This is a genomic window from Roseomonas sp. E05, from assembly GCF_030063475.1.
Classification (GTDB): Bacteria; Pseudomonadota; Alphaproteobacteria; order Acetobacterales; family Acetobacteraceae; genus Pseudoroseomonas.
This window is the reverse complement of record NZ_JASIRT010000003.1, coordinates 309590-328246: the sequence shown is the minus strand read 5'-3', so window position 1 is coordinate 328246 and position 18657 is coordinate 309590. Positions and strand designations below refer to the sequence as shown.

The window sequence follows — 18657 nt, the reverse complement described above, 5'->3', positions numbered from 1 at the left end:
CTGCGTTGCGAGAGGCGCCCCGGCCTCAGCCTTCCAGCTTGAGGCCGAGGCGGCGGATCACCTCGCCCCAGCGCTGGCTCTCGGCCTGCACGAAGGCGGCCGCCTCCTCCGGCGTGCCGGTCACCACCTCGAAGGCGGAGGCTGTCATCGCCTGCTCCGCCTTCGGCGTGGCCAGCGCCACGCGCGCCTCGCGGGCGAAGCGGTCCACCCGCTCCTCGGGCGTGCCGGTGGGCACGATCAGCGCCTGCCAGCCGTAGGAGGTGGCGTCCGGCAATCCCGCCTCGGCCAGGGTCGGCACTTCCGGAAGCTGCGGCATGCGCTTCTCGGAGGTGACGGCCAGGGCGCGCAGCGAGCCTTCCTGGATCTGCGGCAGCACGGCGGCGGCGGTGGCCACCGTCGCGCTGATGCGCCCGGCCACCAGGTCCAGCGTCGCCTGGCCGAAGCCCTTGTAGGGCACGTGCTCCAGCTTGATGCCGGTGCGCGCCTTGATGTCCTCCATCGCCAGGTGCCCGCCCGAGCCGGCGCCCACCGAGCCGAAGGTCAGCTCGGTCGGGTGCGCCTTGGCATAGGCGACGAAGCTGGCGAAGTCCTTCACCGGCAGCTTCGGGTTCACCGCCAGCACCTGCCCGCCGCGCACCAGCAGCGAGACGATCTTCAGGTCCCTGGTCGGGTCATAGGGCAGGCTCGGATAGAGCGCCGGGGCGGTGGCCAGCGGGCCGTTGATGGAAAGGCCGATGGTATGGCCGTCGGTCGCCTTGGCCACCACGTCGGTGCCGATATTGCCGCCCGCGCCAGCGCGGTTCTCCACCACGAAGGGCTGGCCGAAGACGTCGCTGAAATGCGATGCAACGAAGCGGCCGGTCAGGTCGGGCGTGGAGCCGCCGGGAAAGGGCACGATGAAGCGCACCGGCCGTTCCGGCCAGGCCGCCTGGGCGCGCGCGACATGCGGCGCGGCGAGCAAAGCAGGTCCGAGGGCGAGCAGCGAGCGGCGGGGCAGCATGATGGCGGGTCCTCTTCCTGGCCTTTGCCCCGCTTGCAGCATGGCGCGGCGGCCCCGTCCAGCCCGTTCAACGCCCCGCGAGCACCGGCCTGCCATGCACGAAGCCCGCCACCAGGTAGGCGGTGCGGCCATAGTCGCCGACCGGCGGGTACCAGACCCGGACCAGCGACCAGTCGTTGTCCGGCGAGACGTCCACCACCGGCTGGTCCCTGGCGATGCGGCCCTTGGCGCTGCCATTGGCCCAGTTGGCGTGGTCCACGCGGATCTCGCGGGCGGAGAGCACCCGCGTCACTACCGAGAGATGCCCCTCCCGCAACCGGCCGGAGCGGGCGAGGACCAGCACGCTGCCCGGCCGCGGGGTGTGGCCCCGCTCGTAGAGGCCGGCAGCGGCGTCCCACCACTCCCAGGCGTCGCCGCGCAGGTCCACGCCGGAGCGGGCGCGGGCATAAGGTACGCAGCTCACCGGCTCGCGCAGCGCCGCCGCGCCCAGCACCGGACCGCGTGGCGTGCCGCCGCAGGCGGCGGGCAGCAGCAAGGACAGCAGAAGCAGCCAGCGCCGCATCGTGTTCCCCATCCCCCCTGCCGGCGCGTTCAGGCCGCCGCGCGCGCGCCCGGCACGCCGCGCACCCGCCCGCCGGGCTGCCCGCCGGGCACCGCGGCGCAGAGATCGGCCGCCGCCAGCAGCTTCTCCCAGTCCAGCCCGGTGGCGACCCCCATGCGGCGGAACATCCAGGCCAGATCCTCGGTGGCGGTGTTGCCGGTGGCACCGGGGGCGAAGGGACAGCCGCCCAGCCCCCCCGCCGCCGCGTCAAATATGCGGCAGCCCACCTCATAGGCGGCCAACGCGTTGGCAAGCCCCATCCCGTAGGTGTCGTGGCCGTGGAAGGCGAAGGGATTGCCCCAGGAGGCCAGCGCGTGGCGGAACACCGCCGCCACCTGGTCCGGCGCCGCATTGCCCGTGGTGTCGGCGATGCCGATCTCCATCGCGGGGTCGAGCGAGAAGACCCGTTCCACCATGTCCACCGCCTCATCCACCGGCACCACGCCCTCGAAGGGGCAGTGGAAGGCGCAGGAGAGATTGAACCGCATCGCCACCCCGGCCGCCGCGCCCTCCCGCACCAGCGCGGAAAGCTCCGCCAGGCTGTCGGCGCGGCTGCGGTTGAGATTGGCGCGGTTGTGCGCCTCGGTCACCGACATGAAGAAGCCAAGCCGGTCGGCGCCGGCTTCCATCGCCAGGTCGAAGCCCTTCCGGTTCGGCACCAGCACGGTGCATTCCAGGCCGGGGAGTTGCTTGGCCGCCTTCAGCACCTCCGCCGTGTCGGCCATCTGCGGCACGTGGCGCGGACTGACGAAGCTGCCCACCTCCATGCGCCGCACGCCGGCCTCATAGAGCGCCCGCACCATGGCCACCTTCGTTTCCGTCGGCACGAAGGGGCCGATGGACTGCAACCCGTCGCGCGGCGCGACCTCGCTGATGACAACCGCCTTGCTCATTCCGCCTCACTCCACATCGCGCCGCAGCCTTGGCGAGGTTGCGCCCGGCCGCAAGGGGCGGGCGCGCGTCGCGAGGTTTTTCATGCCTCGCCGGCCGGCGGGAAACGCACTGTCAACATTCGCGCGCCAGAATGACTGTGGGCTCCATTCCCGAAGCCCTGTCTCTCCCGATCCGGTGCCGGCCCTCTCTGCCGGCGCCCCCCGCACCACTGTCCTCCCGGTGCGGTCCTCACTTGGGCAGGTTCCCCTGGGAACCTGCCCTTTTTTCTCATCAGCCCTGCGCGGACAGGGGTGGATCGGCCGTGCCTGACGGGGGGACAATCGGCTCCCATTCCCCGACCGGCCGGACTCCCCATGCTTCTCGACCATTCCCCTGCCGTCCCGCCGCGCCCTGCCGCGGAGGCACAGCCATGATCCAAGGCCTTGCCACCCTGCTCTGCTGCCAGTTCGTCGGCGAGGTGCTGGCGCGCGCCCTGCACCTTCCGGTGCCCGGCCCGGTGATCGGCATGGCGCTGCTGTTCGCCGGCCTGCTGCTGCGCGACCAGTTCTGGCCCGGCGCCCCCCGCCCCGATCCCGGTGCACCCGGCCTCGGGCAGGTGGCCGACACGCTGCTCGGCAATCTCGGCCTGCTCTTCGTGCCTGCCGGGGTCGGCGTCGTGGTCTATGGGCCGCAACTGGCGCGCAGTTGGGCGCCACTCTCGCTCGCCATCGTGGCGGGCACGCTGCTCTGCATCGCCTTCACCGGGCGGGTGGCGCAGGCGCTGATGCGGCGCTTCGGCTGATGATCGATCTCGCGCAGATCTGGGTCTATCTCGCCCGCGACCCGCTGGCGGCGCTGACCGCCACCCTGCTCGCCTGGATGGCGGGGCTGAAGCTCGCTGCCCTGTGCCGCTGGCATCCGGCGGCCAATCCGGTGGTCTTCGCGGTGGCCATCCTGGTGGCGCTGCTGCTCGTCAGCGGGGTCGAGTACCGCGCCTATTTCGAGGGCGCGCAGTTCGTCCATTTCCTGCTCGGCCCGGCCACGGTGGCGCTGGCGGTGCCGCTCTACCGCCAATGGGGCCATGTCCGCGCCTCCGCCCCGGCGGCACTGCTGGCGGTGGTCTCGGGCGGCGCGGTGGCGGCGGGGGTGGGCGTGGCGCTGGGCTGGGCCTTCGGCGCCTCCCCCGCCGTGGTGGCGAGCCTGGCGCCGCGCTCCGTCACCACCCCGGTCGCCATGGGCATCGCCGAGCAGATCGGCGGCCTGCCCGGCCTCACCGCGACGGTGGTGCTGGCCTCCGGCGTGGTGGGCGCGACGCTCGGCCCGCTGGTGCTGAACGCCGCGCGCATCCGCGACTGGCGCGCCCGCGGCCTGGCGATGGGCACCGCCGCGCATGGCCTCGGCACGGCGCGGGCAATCTCGGTGAACACCACGGCCGGCGCCTTCAGCGGCCTCGGCATGGGGTTGAACGCGCTGGCCACGGCGCTGCTGCTGCCGCTGGTCTGGCGCTTCTTCGCGGGCTGACAAAGGCAGCCGGGGGAGAATGAATTCTCCCCCGGACCCCCAATTCTTTCTTTCATCCGTTTACGGCGCCGGCTTCACGCTCGCGCCGGGACTGCCGCAGCCCCGGCGCGAGCGTGAAGCCGGAAACTGGCAGAAAAAGGAGGGGGTTTGGAAGGTCCGAGGCACTGCCTCGGACAGCTGCTCCCCCAGGCTTCCTTCGCGCCTGTTCCCGGGCAGACCCGGCTTCAGACGCCCAGCGAGCCGTCCTTCGCGGCGGCGTAGCGCTTGCCGATATTGTCCCAGCTGACCACGTTCCACCAGGCATCGAGATACTCGGCGCGGCGGTTGTTGTACTTCAGGTAATAGGCGTGCTCCCACACGTCGTTGCCGAAGAGCACGCGCTGGCCGTCCATCAGCGGCGTGTCCTGGTTGGGGCGGGTGGTCAGCGCCAGCTTGCCGTCGCGGTCCACCGTGACGAAGACGAAGCCGGAGCCGAAGACGCCGGCACCGGCCTTGTTGAAGTTGCCCTTGAAGGCCTCGAAGCCGCCGAGGTCGCGCTCGATGGCCTGGGCCAGCTCGCCAGAGGGGTTGCCGCCCTTTCCGCCCATCACCTGCCAGAACATGGCGTGGTTGGCGTGGCCGCCGCCGTTGTTGCGGATGGCGGTGCGCACGGCCTCTGGCGCCTGCCCCAGATTGGCCAGCAGGTCCTCCAGCTTCATCTGGGCCAGCTGGCTGTGGTCCTTCACCGCGTTGTTGAGGTTGTTGACATAGGCGGCATGGTGCTTGTCGTGGTGCAGCTCCATCGTCTTCGCGTCGATATGCGGCTCCAGCGCGTCGAAGCCGTAGGGCAGCTTCGGCAGGACGAAGGGGCCGTTGGGCGTGTTGCTGGCGGCCTGCGCAAAGACGCGGCGCGGCGCGGTGAGCAGGCCGGCGGCGAAGAGGGACGCGCCGGCGGCCAGCATCCCGCGGCGGGCGAGCATGGGCGTGGTCATGGCGAAGAGCTCCCGGATGTGCCTTGCGCTCCAACACGGCAGCCTCCCGCCGGATGCGGAGCAACTCAGGATTTCATCGAGATGAGGTGTTGCCGCGCCGGCGCAAGAGCGTCACCGCCAGCAGCAGCAGCACCGAGAGCAGCACCATCACCATCGCCGCCGCCATGATGGTGAGGCTGAGCTGGTCGTTCAGCCCGGAGAACATCTGCCGGGGCAGGGTGCGCTGTGCCGGGCCGGCGAGGAAAAGCGTGATCGTCACCTCGTCCAGACTGGTGGCGAAGGCGAAGAGCGCCCCCGCCGCCACGCCGGGCAGGATCTGCGGCAGGCAGACGCGCCGGAACGCCCGCACGGGCGAGGCGCCGCAGGCCGCCGCCGCGCGGAGCTGCACCGGATCGAACTGCTCCAGCGCCGCCAGCACCGTGACCACCACGAAGGGCATGCCCAGCGTGGCATGGGCCAGCACCAGCCCGGTGAAGCTGTTGCTCAGCCCGAGCGGCCCGAAGGCCAGCAGCAGCGCCACGGCGACGACGATGGCCGGCACCACCATCGGCGCCATCGCCACCGCCAGCACCAGGGTCCGGCCGGGGAAGCGGGCGCGCCAGAGGCCGAAGGCGGCCAGCGTGCCGAACGTGCCGGCCAGCAGCGCCGCCCCCGCGCCGATGCGCAGCGAGTTCCACAGCGCCGGCAGCCAGAAGTTGGAGGTCCAGAAATCGGCATACCAGCGCAGCGACAGCCCGGGCAGCGGATAGGAGAGGAAGGCCCCCGCCGAGAAGGAGAGCGGCAGCACCGCCAGCACCGGCGCCACCAGGAAGAGCAGTGCCAGCAGGCCGAAGGCCCAGAGCAGGATGCGCGCGGGCCTCATGCCGTGCGCATCCGCGAGAAGCCGACCAGCCGGGCATAGACGCCGACCACCACGGCGACGGCCGCCAGCAGCAGCAGCGAGAGCGCCGCCGCCATGCCCCAGTTCACCGTGCGGGTGGCGTAGAAGGCGACGAAATAGGGGATCATCTGGTCGTTGGCGCCGCCGAGCAGCGCCGGCGTGACGTAGAAGCCCAGCGCCTGGATGAAGACCAGCAGGCTCCCCGCCCCCACCCCCGGCAGGGAGAGCGGCAGCGAGATGCGCCAGAAGGTCCGCCAGGGCGAGGCGCCGAGCGAGAGCGCCGCGCGCGGCAGGCGCCAGTCCAGCGCGCGCAGGCTGGCATAGATGGGCAGCACCATGAAGGGCAGCAGGATGTGCACCATGCCCAGCAGCACGGCGCCGCGGTTGAACAGCAGCGGCAGCGGGTCCGTGGTGAGCTGCAGCGCCTGCAGGGCGGCGTTGACCACGCCCTCGCGCTGCAGCAGCACCGTCCAGGCGGCGGTGCGGACGATCAGGCTGGTCCAGAAGGGCAGCAGCACCCCCGCCAGCAGCCAGGGCACCGCGCGTGGCGGCGCGGTGGCGATCAGCCAGGCCAATGGATAGCCGATGGCGAGGCAGATCAGCGTCGCCAGCACGCCGATCCAGAGCGTGCGCCAGAGAATGCCGCGGAAGATCGCCTGCTCCGGCGGCGCTGTGCCGATACTGCCGGCGGCATCGCGCTTCAGGTCGAGCACGGCGAGCAGCTGGAAGTCCGAGACCGGCCCGGCGGCGCGGCGGATCGCCGCCCAGGGCGCCGGCGTGCCCCATTCCTCCGCGAGGTCCAGCAGCTTCTCGCGCGCGCCGCCCTCGAAGGGCGCGGCGACGCGGCGGGCGGTCATCGGCAGCAGCGAACGGAAGCCGGGCCAGTCATTGTTCAGCCGGGCGGCGGCGCGGGCCACCGCGCCCTCGCCGGCCGCGCGGTCCCGTGCGCGTGCCTCGCGCAGGTCCTCGACCAGGGCGGCGAAGGCGGCCTCGCCGGGTGCCGCCTGGCCGTCCCAGCCATCGAGGGCGGCCAGGGTGCGCGGCAGCACCGGCGGCACGTCCGGCTCGCCCACGGCGCGCAGCAGGAAGGCGCCGATCGGCAGCACGAAGACGGCCAGCAGGAAAAGGAGCAACGGCGCCACCAGCGCCGCCGCGGCGAGCCGTCCCCGCAAGCTACTTCGCGACCCAGTTGTTGAAGCGCTGGTTCAGCTTGTCGAGGTTGTCCAGCCAGAACTGGTCGTCGATGCGCAGGGCATCCTCGTGGTTCTCCGGCGTGGTCGGCAGGTTGGCCTGCACCGCCGGCGGAATGCCGTCCGCCGCGCCCTTTGCCGTCGGGCCGTAGGGAATGCGCTGGGCAAGCTGCGCCTGGCGCTGCGGCTGGGTGGCGAACCGGATGAAGTCCAGCCCCTTCTGCCGGTTCGGGCTGTCCTTCATCACCACCCAGGAATCCAGCGTGAAGAGGTTGTTGGTCCAGGTGATGCCGAAATTGCGGTTGTCGTTCTGGTTGGCGGCGGTGATGCGGCCGTTATAGGCGTCGGTCATCGCCACCTCGCCGCTGGCGAGCAGCTGCGCCGGCTGGCTGCCGCGCTCCCACCAGACGAGGTCGGCCTTCAGCGTGTCGAGCTTGCGGAAGGCGCGGTCCACCCCGGCATTGGTGCCGAGCACCTTGTAGACCTCGCCCGGCTTCACGCCATCCGCCAGCAGGGCGATTTCCAGCGTGGTCTTGGGACCGCGCCGCAGCGCGCGCTTGCCCGGGAACTTCCTGGTGTCGAAGAAATCGGCCCAGCCCTTCGGCGCCTCCTTCAGCCGGTCCTTGTCGTAGGCCAGCACGAAGGAATAGAGGATGGTGCCGACGCCGCATTCGTTCACCGCGGCAGGGATGAAGCGGTCCTTGCCGCCGATGGTGCTGTAGTCGATCCGTTCGAACAGCCCCTCGTCGCAGCCGAGCAGCAACTCCTCGCTCTCCACCTGCACCACGTCCCAGTTGTTGGCGCCGGACTGCACCTTGGCGCGCAGCACGCCGACGCCGCCATCCCAGGTCTCCTCCAGCAGGCGGATATTGGTCTCCTGCTGGAAGGGGCGGAAGAAGATGTCCCGCTGCACGTCCTGGTAGGCCCCGCCCCAGGAGACCACCGTCAGGTCCCGCCCCTGGGCCATCGCCTGGCCGCCCAGCAGCACCGTTCCCAGCGCCAAGGCGGCGCAAAAGCCTCTCCGCAGCATCATGCTCTCCCTCTGCGCCTTGCCCGGCGCTTCCCGCGGCGAGGGTAGTGCCGGGGAGCGCGGCTTGCGAAGGGGGTTTTCAGACCGCGAAGGCAAGCGCATGCGCCGCTTCCCAGGCCAGCGCCGCCGGCCCGCCGATGCCGGGGAGCTGCCCGCCGCCGACCGGCCGCTTGACCAGCACCTCGCCGCGCGCCTCCTCCCCCTGGCCAAGCGACAGCCGCAGCCGGACGTGATCACCCTGGAAGATCGCCTCCTGCAGCCTCGCCGCCAGCGCCCCCTCGCCCAGATCCTCCGGCGCCACCGGCGCGACGGCGATGCGCTCGGGGCGGATCGTCACGCAGCATCGGCTGCCCGGCGGCCCGCAATCCACCGGGCGGGCGGACACTTCCGGCCCGCAGTCCAGCGCCACCCGCACCAGGTCGTCCTCCGCCGCCAGCACCTTGCCCGGCAGGCGGTTGTTCTCGCCGACGAAGCCGGCGACGAAGGCGTTGGCCGGCCGCTCGTAGATCTCGCGCGGCGGCGCGAGCTGGCGGATCAGCCCGCCCTCGAACACCGCAATGCGATCGGAAAGCGTCAGCGCCTCCGCCTGGTCGTGCGTCACGTACATCATGGTCAGGCCGAGCCGCTGGTGCAGCGCGCGGATCTCGTACTGCATCTCCTCGCGCAGCGCCTTGTCGAGCGCGCCGAGCGGCTCGTCGAGCAGCACGATGGGCGGCTCGAAGACCATGGCGCGGGCCAGCGCGATGCGCTGCTGCTGCCCGCCCGAGAGCTGCGCCGGGCGGCGCTCGTCGAAGCCTTCCAGCCGCACCATGGCGAGCGCCTTCGCCACCCGCCCGGCGCGTTCGGCCTTCGGCACGCCGCGCACCTCCAGCGGAAAGCCGACATTCTCGGCCACGCTCATATGCGGAAACAGCGCATAGGACTGGAACACCACGCCGATACCCCGCTTGTGCGGCGGCAGGCGGGCGATGTCCCGCCCCTCCAGCAGGATGCGTCCCTCGCTGGGCAGCTCGAAGCCCGCCAGCATCATCAGCGTGGTGGTCTTGCCCGAGCCGGAGGGGCCGAGCAGGGTCAGCAGCTCGCCGCGCTCCACCGCCAGGTCGAGCTGCCGCACGGCATAGCCTGACGCCGCCGGCCCATAGGCCTTGCGCACCCCTTCGAACCGGACCAGCGGCTCCGCCATCGCCCCACTCCTTCGCATCCCGGCAAGGTGCATCGCGGCGGCCGGGCGGGGTTGTCAACCGGTCGCCGCGCCGCGAGGCTGGGCACGAGGAAACCGGAGGATGAGAATGGCCGAAACGGATGCCACCCTGATCGCCACGCGCCAGGGCGCGGTGGGGCGGCTGCTGATGAACCGCCCGCGCGCCCTGAACGCGCTGGACCTGCCGATGATCGACGCCATGGCCGAGGCCATCGCCGCCTGGCGCGAGGACGAGTCCCTCCGCCTGGTGCTGCTGGAGGGGGCCGGCGACCGGGCCTTCTGTGCCGGCGGCGACGTGCGGCGGGTGCGCGAGCAGGTGCTGGCCGGCGATTACGACTCCGTCGAGGCCTTCTTCAGCCACGAATACGCGGTGAACGGCGCCATCGCCGCCTTCCCGCGCCCCTGGGTCAGCCTGATCGACGGCGTCTGCATGGGCGGCGGCATCGGCGTCGCGGTGCATGGCAGCCACCGCGTCGTCACCGAGCATGCCATGCTCGCCATGCCGGAGACGGCGATCGCCCTCTTCCCTGATGTCGGCACCAGCTACGTGCTGCCGCGCCTCGCGGGCGGCCTCGGCCGCTGGCTGGCGCTCACCGGCGGGCGGCTGAAGGGCGCCGAGGCGGTGGAGGCGGGGCTCGCCACCCATTTCGTCCCGCGCGAGCGGCTCGGGGAGCTGCATGCGGCGCTGCTCGCGGAGGGCGACGCGAGGGTGGTGGAGCGCTTCGCCGCGCCGGTGCCGCCGGGACGGATCGCCGCGCTGCTCCCGGCCATCGACCGCTGCTTCGCGCATGACGAGCGCGCCGCCATCGAGTCGGCGCTGCGGGCGGAGGACAGTGACTGGGCGCGCGAGCAGCTCGCCATCCTGGAGCACGTCTCCCCCACCAGCGTGGCGGTGACGCTGGAGCTGCTGAAGCGCGGCGCCGCGCTGGATCTGCCCGCCTGCCTGGAGATGGAGCTGTCCCTCACCCGCGGCGTCACCCGGCACCCGGATTTCGCCGAGGGCGTGCGCGCCGTGCTGGTGGACAAGGACAACGCGCCGCGCTGGCAGCCGGCGGCGGACCCGGTCAGCCTGTTCGGCTGAGCGCGCCGCGCCGCGCATCCGCCAGCGCCACCGCCAGGGCGGCGAGGGAAAGGCCAAGGCCGGCGCCGAACACCGCGGCGTGGCTGTCCCCGGTGGCGCGGAACAGCGCCGCCAGGGCGAAACCGGTGCCGGCCTGGGCCAGGGCGTAGATTGCCGTGGCCCGCACCCAGAGCCGCCCGGCGGCCATGCCGGCCCGCTCCCGCGCGGCGGCCAGCGCCACGGCGCTGACGCCGATGCCGGAGAAGCCGCAGAGCGGCGCCGCCAGCAGCACCGCCACAGCGCCCGGCAGCAGCGTGGCGCCCAGCGCCGCCACCTGCACCACCATCCAGGCCACCAGCGTCCGCCGCCCGCCCGCCCGGCCGGCGATCCGCCCGCCCGCCAGCGTGCCGGCGACGCCACCAAGGCCGAACAGCACCCAGAGCAGCCCCACCACCAGCGCGCCCAGCCCGCGACCGCGCACGCCGAGATCGGCCAGATAAACCATCGGCGCCACCATCCCGGCGGCGGAAAGGCCATAGGCCAGCAGCAGCCCGCCCGCGCGCGGCACCGGCAGCCCCTGCGGCAGGCGGGTGATCTCGGCCGCGGGCGGGTCGGGCCAGAAGCGGCGCAGCGCCCCCCAGATCAGCGCGCCGAGCACCGCCAGGCCGAGCCAGCTCCCGGCAATTCCGGCCGGCCGCAGCGCCGGCACGGCCAGCGCCCCCAGCACCACCCCCGCCCCCACGCCGGCGACGACGATGCCGCCGGCCGCCCCGCGTCGCGCGGGTGCCGTCACCGCCTGCACCGCCGGCCCGGCGAGCGCCATCAGCACGCCGCCCGCCACGCCGGCCAGCCCGCGCCAGAGGCCGAGCCAGGCGACCCCCAGGGGCAGCGCGCAGGCCAGGAAGGCCACCACCACCAGCGCCATGCCGGCATCCAGCGCCGCCGGTATGCCGAGCCGGCGGCCGAGACCGCGCCCGCCCAGGGCGCCCAGCAGATAGCCGGTGAAGTTGCAGGCGCCGAGCAGCCCGGCCTCCGCCCCATCCACCCATCCGGCCGTGACCAGGGCGGGAAACAGCGGGACATAGGCGAAGCGGGCCAGCCCGACGCCGGCGCAGAGCGCGCCCGCCCCGGCCAGCGGGACAGCCAGGTCAGTGCGGCTCACAGGAAGGCCTCAGTTGGCGGGAACCGCGCGGGGATGGTGCTGGGCGGTGCGCAGGGCGCGGCGCAGCTTGGCGACGCCCTGCCGGACCTGCCCCTCCTGACAGAGCTGGATGCCCTCCTCCCCCAGGCTGCGCGCCGGCTCCTGCCGCCCGCGCGGCAGGAGGGAGAGGCGCTGCGCGAGATCCTCGCAATCCTCCGGGCCAGGGCTGAGCACGCGCAGCTCCGCCGCGCCGGCCGGAACGGCGGCCAGAAAGGCGAAGAGCAGGCAGAAGTGGTACAGCGGCATGGCGCACAGTCTGGCCCCGCCCCCCCTGCGCGGCGATGAGCGTGGCATGAAGCCTCGGTCATGCGGCGCTGGCCGGCAGGCGGAACAGCACGGCCAGGCCCGGCCGGTCGGGCGGTCCGCCGGCATCCGCGAACCACAGCGTACCGCCATGCAGTTGCACCACCGCCCGCACCAGGGAGAGGCCGAGGCCGGAACCGGGCGTGGTGCGCGCGGTATCGGCCCGGAAGAAACGCTCGCCGACCCGGGCGCGGTCCTGCACCGAAAGGCCCGGCCCCTCATCGGCGACGCGCACCACCACCGCATCCGGCTCCTGCACGGCGGTCAGGCTGATGGTGCTGCCCGGCGGGCTGAACTTCACCGCATTGTCCAGCAGGTTGGCCAGCACCTGCAGCAGCAGGTCGCGGTCCCCGGTCAGCGGCAGCGCCTCCGGCCATGCGGTATCGAGGGTCTGGCCGCGCGCCTCGGCCGAGGCGCCGTAGAGCTCCGCCGCATCGGCCAGCACCTGCGCGAGGTCGAAGGGGGCGAAGGCGGCGCGGCGGGCGCCCGCCTCCATCTCCGCGATCCGCAGCACCGCCTGGAAGACGCGGGTGATGTTGTCGAGATCGGCGATGCCGCGGTCGATGGCGCCGCGCAGCTCGGCAGGGTCGTCGCTGCCGCTGAGCAGCGCCTCCTCCAGCCCGTTGCGGGCGCGGGCGATGGGGGTGCGGAGGTCGTGCGCGATGGCGTCCGACACGCCGCGCACCCCGTCCATCAGCTGGGCGATGCGGTCCAGCATGGTGTTCATGCTGGCGCCGAGGCGGTCGAACTCGTCGTCATGCAGGGAGAGCGGCACGCGCGGCGAAAGGTCGCCGCCGGCGATCAGTGCCGCCGTGGCGGAGGCCGGCGCGAGGCGCCGCTCCAGCGCCCGCCGCATCAGCCAGGCGCCGATCAGGGCAAAGGCCAGCGCGGCGCCGGCGGCCCAGTAGAGTCCGTCGGTCAGCAGGGCACGCAGGCGCTGCTTCTCGCCCACCTCGCGGCCCACCGCCAGCTTGCTGCCGTCCGAGAGATCGAGCACGAGGAGGCGGCCCTCGCCGGGCTGGCCGTCCTCGTGCTGCAAGGTGAGGCTGTACCAGTCCGAGTTCCCGGGGCGCGCCGGCGGCAGCGCCGCCAGGTTGCCGGTGATGCGGTTTCCGGCGGCGTCCTGCAGCCGGTAGAGGGTCTGCCCTTCCACATCCACCGCCAGCCGCTCCTCGATCGCCCCCACCAGCCCCGGCTGGCCGGCATCGCGCCAGCGGTCGCTCAGCGCATGCGCATCGGCGCGGATGGCGGCATCGGTCTGCCGCTCCAGCGTGCCGGCGGTGCCCCACCACAGCACCGCCGCAAAGGCGAGGCCGGCCATCAGGAACATCGCCGCGAAGAGCACGGCGAAGCGGAACCCGGCCGAGGAGAGCAGGCGCCAGAGCGGCCCGGGATGCTGCTGCCGCCGCCGCGTATGGGGCATCAGGCGCGCGTCACGGCTCGCCGCGGATCATGTAGCCGGCGTTGCGGACGGTGTGGATCAGCGGCTTGTCGAAGCCCTTGTCCAGCTTCTGCCGGAGGCGGGAGACATGCACGTCGATCACGTTGGTCTGCGGGTCGAAGTGGTAGTCCCACACCTTCTCCAGCAGCATGGTGCGGGTGACGACCTGCCCGGCATGGCGCATCAGGTGCTCCAGCAGGCGGAACTCGCGCGGCTGGATGTCGATCTTCTTGCCGCCGCGGGTGACGGTGCGGGAGAGCAGGTCCAGCTCCAGGTCGGCCACCTTCAGCCGCGTCGCCGGCGTGTCCACCGCCGGGCGGCGGCCCAGCGCCTCGACGCGCGCCAGCAGCTCGGCGAAGGCGAAGGGCTTCACCAGGTAGTCGTCGCCACCGGCCTTCAGCCCCTTCACCCGCTCGTCCACCCCGGCGAGCGCCGAGAGGAAGAGCACAGGGGTGTGGTTGCCCTGGCCGCGCAGCGTCTCCACCAGGCGCACGCCATCGACGCCGCCGGGCAGCATGCGGTCGAGCACCAGCAGGTCGAAGCTCTCGCCGGCGGCCATGAACAGCCCGTCCCGTCCGCTGGTCGCGTGCTCGACGTTATGCCCGGCCTCCTGCAGGCCCTTCTTCACGAAGCGGCCGACCTCGGCATCATCCTCCACCAGCAGAATTCGCATGGTGCCACGCTCCTTGTCCTGTGCGCCGCCTCCCGCGGGCCGGCAAGGCGGAGGGAGGCGCAGCCGGCGCAAGATGCCTCGCCGCGCGCCGCCGCGCCAGAGCAGCCCTGCCCCCGCCATTCCCTGCGGGCGGGGCAGCCTCCCTCCCCGGATGACCCCGCCCGCAAGAGTGGCAGCAAAGCGCTTGCGTCCATAATCTGTTTAGATATATCTAATTCAAACGATAGATCGGAGACGAAAGATGCGTGGTTTCGGACGAGGCAGGCTGGAAGGCGGGGGGCGGCGCGGCCGCGGCTTCGGGCATGGTGGGCTGCGGCTGGTGCTGCTGCAGCTGGTCGCCGAGAAGCCCCGCCACGGCTATGAGCTGATCAAGGCGATCGAGGAGCGGCTGGGCGGCGCCTACAGCCCCAGCCCGGGCGTGGTCTATCCGACCCTCACCATGCTGGAGGAACTTGGCTACGCCACCGTCACCCCGACCGAGGATGGCCGGAAGCTCTACGCGGCGACCGCCGCGGGCCTTTCCTGGCTGGAGGAGCAGCGCCCCGAGCTGGACGCCGTGATGGCGCGGCTGAGGCACGAGGAGCGGCACGAGCGGCCGCCGCAGGTGGTCCGCGCGGTCGAGAACCTGCGCCTGGCGCTGCACCTGCGGCTGGAGCGCGGGCCGCTCACCACCGAGCAGGCGGAGGCGGTCGCCGACCTGCTCGACGCCACCGCCCGCAACCTGGAGCGGATCTGACATGTCCAGCGCCACCGAGACCGACCGCACGCCGCAGCGCGTCCGCCACACGGTCCGCCTGCGCCCGCTGGAGGTGCTGAGGGCCGAGCGGCTGACGCCGCGCATGCTGCGCGTCACCCTGGGCGGCGCGGCGCTGGAGGGCTTCACCAGCCTCGGCTTCGACGACCATGTGAAGCTGTTCTTCCCCCGGCCGGGGGACGCCCTGCCGGTGGCCGGCGCCGAGGGCGTCAGCTTCCCCGAAAGCGCCCCGCGCCCGCCGGCGCGCGACTACACGCCGCGCCGGTACGACGCCCAGGCCGGCACCCTGGCGATCGACTTCGCCCTGCACGAGGCCGGCCCCGCCACCGCCTGGGCGGAACAGGCGGCGCCGGGCCAGACGCTGCTGGTCGGCGGCCCACGCGGCTCCCTCGTCATCCCGACCGCCTTCGACTGGCACCTGCTGGTGGGCGACGAGACGGCGCTGCCTGCCATCGGCCGCCGCCTGGAGGAGCTGCCCGCCGGCAGCCGCGCCGTGGTGGTCGCCGAGGTGGAGGGGCCGGAGGAGGAGCAGACTTTCCAGAGCGCGGCCAGCGTGTCCGTCAGCTGGGTGCACCGCCGGGGCGCCGCGCCGGGCCGGCTGGATGGTCTGTCCGCCGCACTGGCCGCCGCGGCGTTCCCGCCGGGCGCCTTCTATGCCTGGGTGGCGGCTGAATCGCAGGTGGCGAAGGTGCTGCGGCGGCAGTTGATCGCCGAGAAGGGCGCCGAGCCGCGCTGGCTGAAGGCGGCAGGTTATTGGAAGCTCGGCCAGTCCGCGGTGCACGAGCAGCACGCGGAGGACTGATCGCGGGGTCCGGGGTGGCAGTTGCCACCCCGGCGGGGGTTTCCAAAGGGGGCGGCGCCCCCTTTGGTGGGTTCAGGCCGGCAGCGGATCGTCCGCCAGCACCTGGAGATGCCCGAGCGAGCAGCGCTCCACCCGCGCCGAAACCCCATAGACTTCCGCCAGCAGCGCGGGGGTCAGGGTTTCCTCCGGCGCGCCTTCGGCGCGCACCTCGCCATGGGAGAGCATCACCACGTGATCGGCGAAGCGCGCCGCGAGGCCGAGGTCATGCAGCACCACCACCGTCACCAGCGCCTTCTCGCGGGTCAGCGCCCGCACGAGCTGCATGACGGCGAGCTGGTGGCGCAGGTCGAGCGCGCTGGTCGGCTCGTCGAGCAGCAGCACCTCGGGCTGGCGCACCAGCGCCTGGGCCAAGCCCGCCATCTGCCGCTGCCCGCCGGAAAGCCGGTCCAGCCCGACCAGCGCCAAGTCGGCGATGCCGAGCCGCTCCAGCAGCGCCAGCGCCCGGTCGGCGGCGGCGCGGGCGGAAAGGCCGGAGGTGCCGAAGCCGCTCGGGCTGGCCTTCAGCGCGCCAACCAGCGTCTCCAGCACCGTCAGCGCCACCCCCTGCGGCAGGCTTTGCGGCATGTAGGCGATGTGCCGGGCGCGGCGCTCCAGCGGCAGGCCGACCATCTCCTGCCCGTCCAGCTTCACCGAGCCGCGCGCCGGCAGCAGGCCGGCGAGGCCGCGCAGCAAGGTGGACTTGCCGGCGCCGTTCGGCCCGACGAGCGCCGTGATCGCTCCCGCCTCCAGCGGGGCGAGGCTGGCCTCGCGCAGCACGGGGCGGCGGCCGTAGCCGAGGGTGAGGCCGCTGATTTCGAGCCGTTTCATGCGCGCCGCCCCCGGGTGAAGACCAGCGCGATGAAGACCGGCACGCCGACCAGCGCGGTGACGATGCCGATCGGCACCAGCAGGCCCGGCACCAGCAGCTTGCTCGCCACCGAGGAGAGCGAGAGCAGCAGCGCGCCGCAGAGCGCCGAAGCCGGTAGGAAGAATCGGTGGTCCTCCCCCACCAGCAGCCGCGCCGCATGCGGCCCGACCAGCCCGACGAAGCCGATGGTGCCGACGAAGGCCACCGAGACGGCGGAGAGCAGCGAGACGCGCAGCAGCGCGCCGTCGCGCAGGCGGTTGGCGTCAACGCCGAAGGAGAGCGCCCGCTCCTCGCCGAGGCGCAGCGCCGTCAGCTTCCAGGCGGCGCGGGCGGTGAAGGGGATGACGAGGGCCAGCGCCAGAGCGAGGATGCCGATCTTCGGCCAGGAGGCGCGCGCCAGGCTGCCCATGGACCAGAAGACGAGCTGCTGCAGCGCCTGCTCGGTGGCGACGAACTGCAGCAGCGCCACGGCGGCGTTGAAGGCGAAGACCAGGGCGATGCCGAACAGCACCAGCGCCTCCACCCCCGCGCCGCGCAGCCGCGACAGGCTGCGCAGCAGCAGCACCGAGCCGAAGGCGAAGATGAAGGCATTGCCGGAGAGCAGCCAGGCCTGCGGGATCCAGGGCAGGCCCACGCCGAGCACGATGGCCAGCGCCGCGCCCAGCGAGGCGGCGGAGGAGACGCCGAGGGTGAAGGGGCTGGCCAGCGGATTGTTCAGCACCGTCTGCATCTCGGCGCCGGCCAGCGCCAGGGCGGCGCCCACCAGCACCGCCATGACCGCATAGGGCAGCCGCACGTCCCAGACGATGACCCGCACCGGGCCGGTGGCCGTGGCGGGATGCAGCAGCACATTGGCCACGTCGGCGAGGCCGAGGCGCGAGGGGCCGGTCGCCACGTCGAGCAGCAGCGAACTGGTCAGCAGCAGCGCCAGCGCCACCAGCAGCGCCGAGCGCCGCCAGAGCAGCGCGCGGTAGCCCTCGGCCGCGCCGGCCGCGGAGACGGACAGGACCGTCACTTCAGGCTGACCCAGAAGGTGCCCTCGAGCGGCACGGCGAGGAAGCGCTGGTTCATCTCGGCCAGGGTGGCGGCGGGATCGAGGTCGGCGAAGAGGTCCGGATGCAGCCAGCGCGCCAGCGCCTCGGCCGCCAGCAGGTTGTAGGGGCTGTCATAGAAATTGTGCCAGAGCGCATGGGCGCGGCCCTGCCGCACGGCCGTCAGGCTGGCGATACCGGAACGCGAGACGGTGCCGCGCAGCGCCGCCCGCGCCGCCTCCGGCGTCACGCCCGGGCCGATGCGCGGCGCGGTGCCGTCGGCCGGGTTGGTGCCGCCGGTGGCGATGTAGACCCGCGGGTCCTGCGCGACGACATATTCCAGGTTCAGCGGCCCGAGCGGCCCCGGGATCACTGCCGCGCCGATATTGTTGCCGCCCGCGAACTCGATGAACTCGCCGAGATTGCCCTGGCCGGGCGAGCCGCAGCACTCGCGGCCGCCGCCGGCGCGCATTTCCATCAGCACGCTGGGCGCCGCCGGCTTCGCCTCCGCCAGGGTGCGGGCGATGCGGTCCAGGTGCGCCTGCCGCCAGGCGAGGAACGCCTCCGCCTGCTTCTCCCGCCCCAGGGCCTGGCCGAGCAGGCGCAGGCTCTTCGGCGTGTTCTCCAGCGGATGGGCGCGGAAGTCGATGAAGACCACCGGCACGCCGGCGCTGCGGAACTGCGCCACCACCGTGCTGTCCTTGTCCGGGGAATGGCCGCCGGCGGCGCTCATCACCACGAGGTCGGGGTGCAGTTCCAGGGCACGCTCGACCGAGAAGCTTTCCGCGCTGCTGGCGCCCACCACCGGGATCTGCTCGGCCGCCGGGAAGCGGGCAGCCACCTGCGCGTAGCCCTGCGGGTCGAGCCGCTTGAACTCGCCCATCCAGCCGGCCACCAGGGCGACCGGGTCCTGCCGCTCCAGCAGCAAAAGGGCCTGGATGAAGCGCCCCTCCCCCAGCAGCACCCGCTTGGCGGGGCCGGGCAGCGTCACCTCCTGGCCGGCGAGGTCGTGCAGCGTGATCGGTTCGGCGCGGGCCGTGCCGGCCTGCAGGACGCAGGCGAACAGCAGCAGCGCCGTGGCGCGGAGCAGGCGGGGGAACTTCACCGGGCAAGCCTTCCAGCGGAGAGAAGTGACCGGCAACCAATAATCAGTCGCAACCGCCGGACCAACCCTTTGTTTACGGGCCAGCCCCCTCCCCAGCGCAAGAGAGCCGGCGG

At 72.9% G+C, this 18657-nt stretch carries 20 protein-coding genes; 5 read left to right on the top strand and 15 right to left on the bottom strand.

Translation table 11 applies throughout. The features are described 5' to 3' along the window. Positions 1-25 precede the first annotated feature (25 nt). The 3 genes from QMO56_RS05765 to QMO56_RS05755 form a co-directional block, all read right to left on the bottom strand. A complete protein-coding gene (locus tag QMO56_RS05765) occupies positions 26-1000 on the bottom strand; it encodes a tripartite tricarboxylate transporter substrate binding protein (protein WP_283524082.1) in 975 nt (324 codons plus the stop codon). Between the two features lie 67 nt (positions 1001-1067). Further along, the gene (locus QMO56_RS05760; protein ID WP_283524081.1) at positions 1068-1562 is read right to left on the bottom strand and encodes a CHAP domain-containing protein; all 495 of its coding nucleotides are present in this window, start codon (positions 1560-1562) and stop codon (positions 1068-1070) included. A gap of 29 nt (positions 1563-1591) precedes the next feature. Further along, positions 1592-2494, bottom strand: coding sequence for a hydroxymethylglutaryl-CoA lyase (locus QMO56_RS05755; protein ID WP_283524080.1), 903 nt, complete (start codon positions 2492-2494; stop codon positions 1592-1594). Positions 2495-2904: 410 nt separating this feature from the next. Here QMO56_RS05755 and QMO56_RS05750 point away from each other — a divergent pair, with 410 nt between their 5' ends. Together QMO56_RS05750 and QMO56_RS05745 are read left to right on the top strand one after the other, a co-directional pair. After that, entirely contained in the window at positions 2905-3276 is a 372-nt protein-coding gene (locus QMO56_RS05750; RefSeq protein ID WP_283524079.1) for a CidA/LrgA family protein, read from the top strand. Further along, entirely contained in the window at positions 3276-3995 is a 720-nt protein-coding gene (locus QMO56_RS05745; protein WP_283524078.1) for an LrgB family protein, read from the top strand. Before QMO56_RS05750 ends, QMO56_RS05745 begins: the two co-directional genes overlap by 1 nt. A 224-nt stretch (positions 3996-4219) precedes the next feature. On the opposite strand, the gene QMO56_RS05740 is transcribed toward QMO56_RS05745, so the two are convergent. From QMO56_RS05740 to QMO56_RS05720, 5 genes are all read right to left on the bottom strand, one after another. Continuing rightward, a complete protein-coding gene (locus QMO56_RS05740; RefSeq protein WP_283524077.1) occupies positions 4220-4966 on the bottom strand; it encodes a superoxide dismutase in 747 nt (248 codons plus the stop codon). 73 nt (positions 4967-5039) lie between these two features. Continuing rightward, positions 5040-5828 (bottom strand): ABC transporter permease, encoded by a 789-nt coding sequence (locus QMO56_RS05735; protein WP_283524076.1) that lies wholly within the window; start codon positions 5826-5828, stop codon positions 5040-5042. Next, entirely contained in the window at positions 5825-7018 is a 1194-nt protein-coding gene (locus QMO56_RS05730; RefSeq protein WP_283524075.1) for an ABC transporter permease, read from the bottom strand. The genes QMO56_RS05735 and QMO56_RS05730 overlap by 4 nt, the downstream gene beginning before the upstream one ends. Before the next feature lies 1 nt (position 7019). Continuing rightward, positions 7020-8069: an ABC transporter substrate-binding protein gene (locus QMO56_RS05725; protein WP_408906508.1), complete on the bottom strand. Its 1050-nt coding sequence runs from the start codon at positions 8067-8069 to the stop codon at positions 7020-7022. A 76-nt stretch (positions 8070-8145) separates the two neighbouring features. Next, positions 8146-9249, bottom strand: a complete 1104-nt coding sequence (locus QMO56_RS05720; protein WP_283524073.1) for an ABC transporter ATP-binding protein — start codon at positions 9247-9249, stop codon at positions 8146-8148. 106 nt (positions 9250-9355) lie between these two features. On the opposite strand from QMO56_RS05720, the gene QMO56_RS05715 reads away from it, so the two are divergent. After that, a complete protein-coding gene (locus QMO56_RS05715) occupies positions 9356-10348 on the top strand; it encodes an enoyl-CoA hydratase/isomerase family protein (RefSeq protein WP_283524072.1) in 993 nt (330 codons plus the stop codon). Here the strand turns inward: QMO56_RS05715 and QMO56_RS05710 are convergent. Genes QMO56_RS05710 through QMO56_RS05695 form a run of 4 tightly spaced genes read right to left on the bottom strand, consistent with a single transcriptional unit; the run spans position 10332 to position 13945 of the window. Beyond that, the gene (locus QMO56_RS05710) at positions 10332-11489 is read right to left on the bottom strand and encodes a YbfB/YjiJ family MFS transporter (RefSeq protein WP_283524071.1); all 1158 of its coding nucleotides are present in this window, start codon (positions 11487-11489) and stop codon (positions 10332-10334) included. The two genes, QMO56_RS05715 and QMO56_RS05710, sit on opposite strands and share 17 nt — an antisense overlap. A 9-nt stretch (positions 11490-11498) precedes the next feature. Beyond that, entirely contained in the window at positions 11499-11774 is a 276-nt protein-coding gene (locus QMO56_RS05705) for a hypothetical protein (RefSeq protein WP_283524070.1), read from the bottom strand. A gap of 58 nt (positions 11775-11832) precedes the next feature. Beyond that, entirely contained in the window at positions 11833-13254 is a 1422-nt protein-coding gene (locus QMO56_RS05700) for a HAMP domain-containing sensor histidine kinase (protein WP_283524069.1), read from the bottom strand. A gap of 10 nt (positions 13255-13264) precedes the next feature. Next, complete coding sequence (locus tag QMO56_RS05695) at positions 13265-13945, bottom strand: response regulator transcription factor (RefSeq protein WP_283524068.1); 681 nt, start codon at positions 13943-13945, stop codon at positions 13265-13267. A gap of 241 nt (positions 13946-14186) precedes the next feature. On the opposite strand from QMO56_RS05695, the gene QMO56_RS05690 reads away from it, so the two are divergent. Together QMO56_RS05690 and QMO56_RS05685 are read left to right on the top strand one after the other, a co-directional pair. After that, positions 14187-14681, top strand: a complete 495-nt coding sequence (locus tag QMO56_RS05690; RefSeq protein ID WP_283524067.1) for a PadR family transcriptional regulator — start codon at positions 14187-14189, stop codon at positions 14679-14681. 1 nt (position 14682) lies between these two features. Beyond that, positions 14683-15501 carry a siderophore-interacting protein gene (locus QMO56_RS05685; RefSeq protein WP_283524066.1) on the top strand — a complete coding sequence of 273 codons (819 nt, stop codon included), beginning with the start codon at positions 14683-14685 and terminating at the stop codon, positions 15499-15501. Between the two features lie 72 nt (positions 15502-15573). On the opposite strand, the gene QMO56_RS05680 is transcribed toward QMO56_RS05685, so the two are convergent. Genes QMO56_RS05680 through QMO56_RS05670 form a run of 3 tightly spaced genes read right to left on the bottom strand, consistent with a single transcriptional unit; the run spans position 15574 to position 18544 of the window. Further along, positions 15574-16368 carry an ABC transporter ATP-binding protein gene (locus QMO56_RS05680; RefSeq protein ID WP_283524065.1) on the bottom strand — a complete coding sequence of 265 codons (795 nt, stop codon included), beginning with the start codon at positions 16366-16368 and terminating at the stop codon, positions 15574-15576. Next, entirely contained in the window at positions 16365-17423 is a 1059-nt protein-coding gene (locus tag QMO56_RS05675) for an iron ABC transporter permease (RefSeq protein ID WP_283524064.1), read from the bottom strand. Before QMO56_RS05675 ends, QMO56_RS05680 begins: the two co-directional genes overlap by 4 nt. Next, positions 17420-18544 (bottom strand): ABC transporter substrate-binding protein, encoded by a 1125-nt coding sequence (locus QMO56_RS05670; RefSeq protein WP_283524063.1) that lies wholly within the window; start codon positions 18542-18544, stop codon positions 17420-17422. Before QMO56_RS05670 ends, QMO56_RS05675 begins: the two co-directional genes overlap by 4 nt. Positions 18545-18657: the final 113 nt, after the last annotated feature.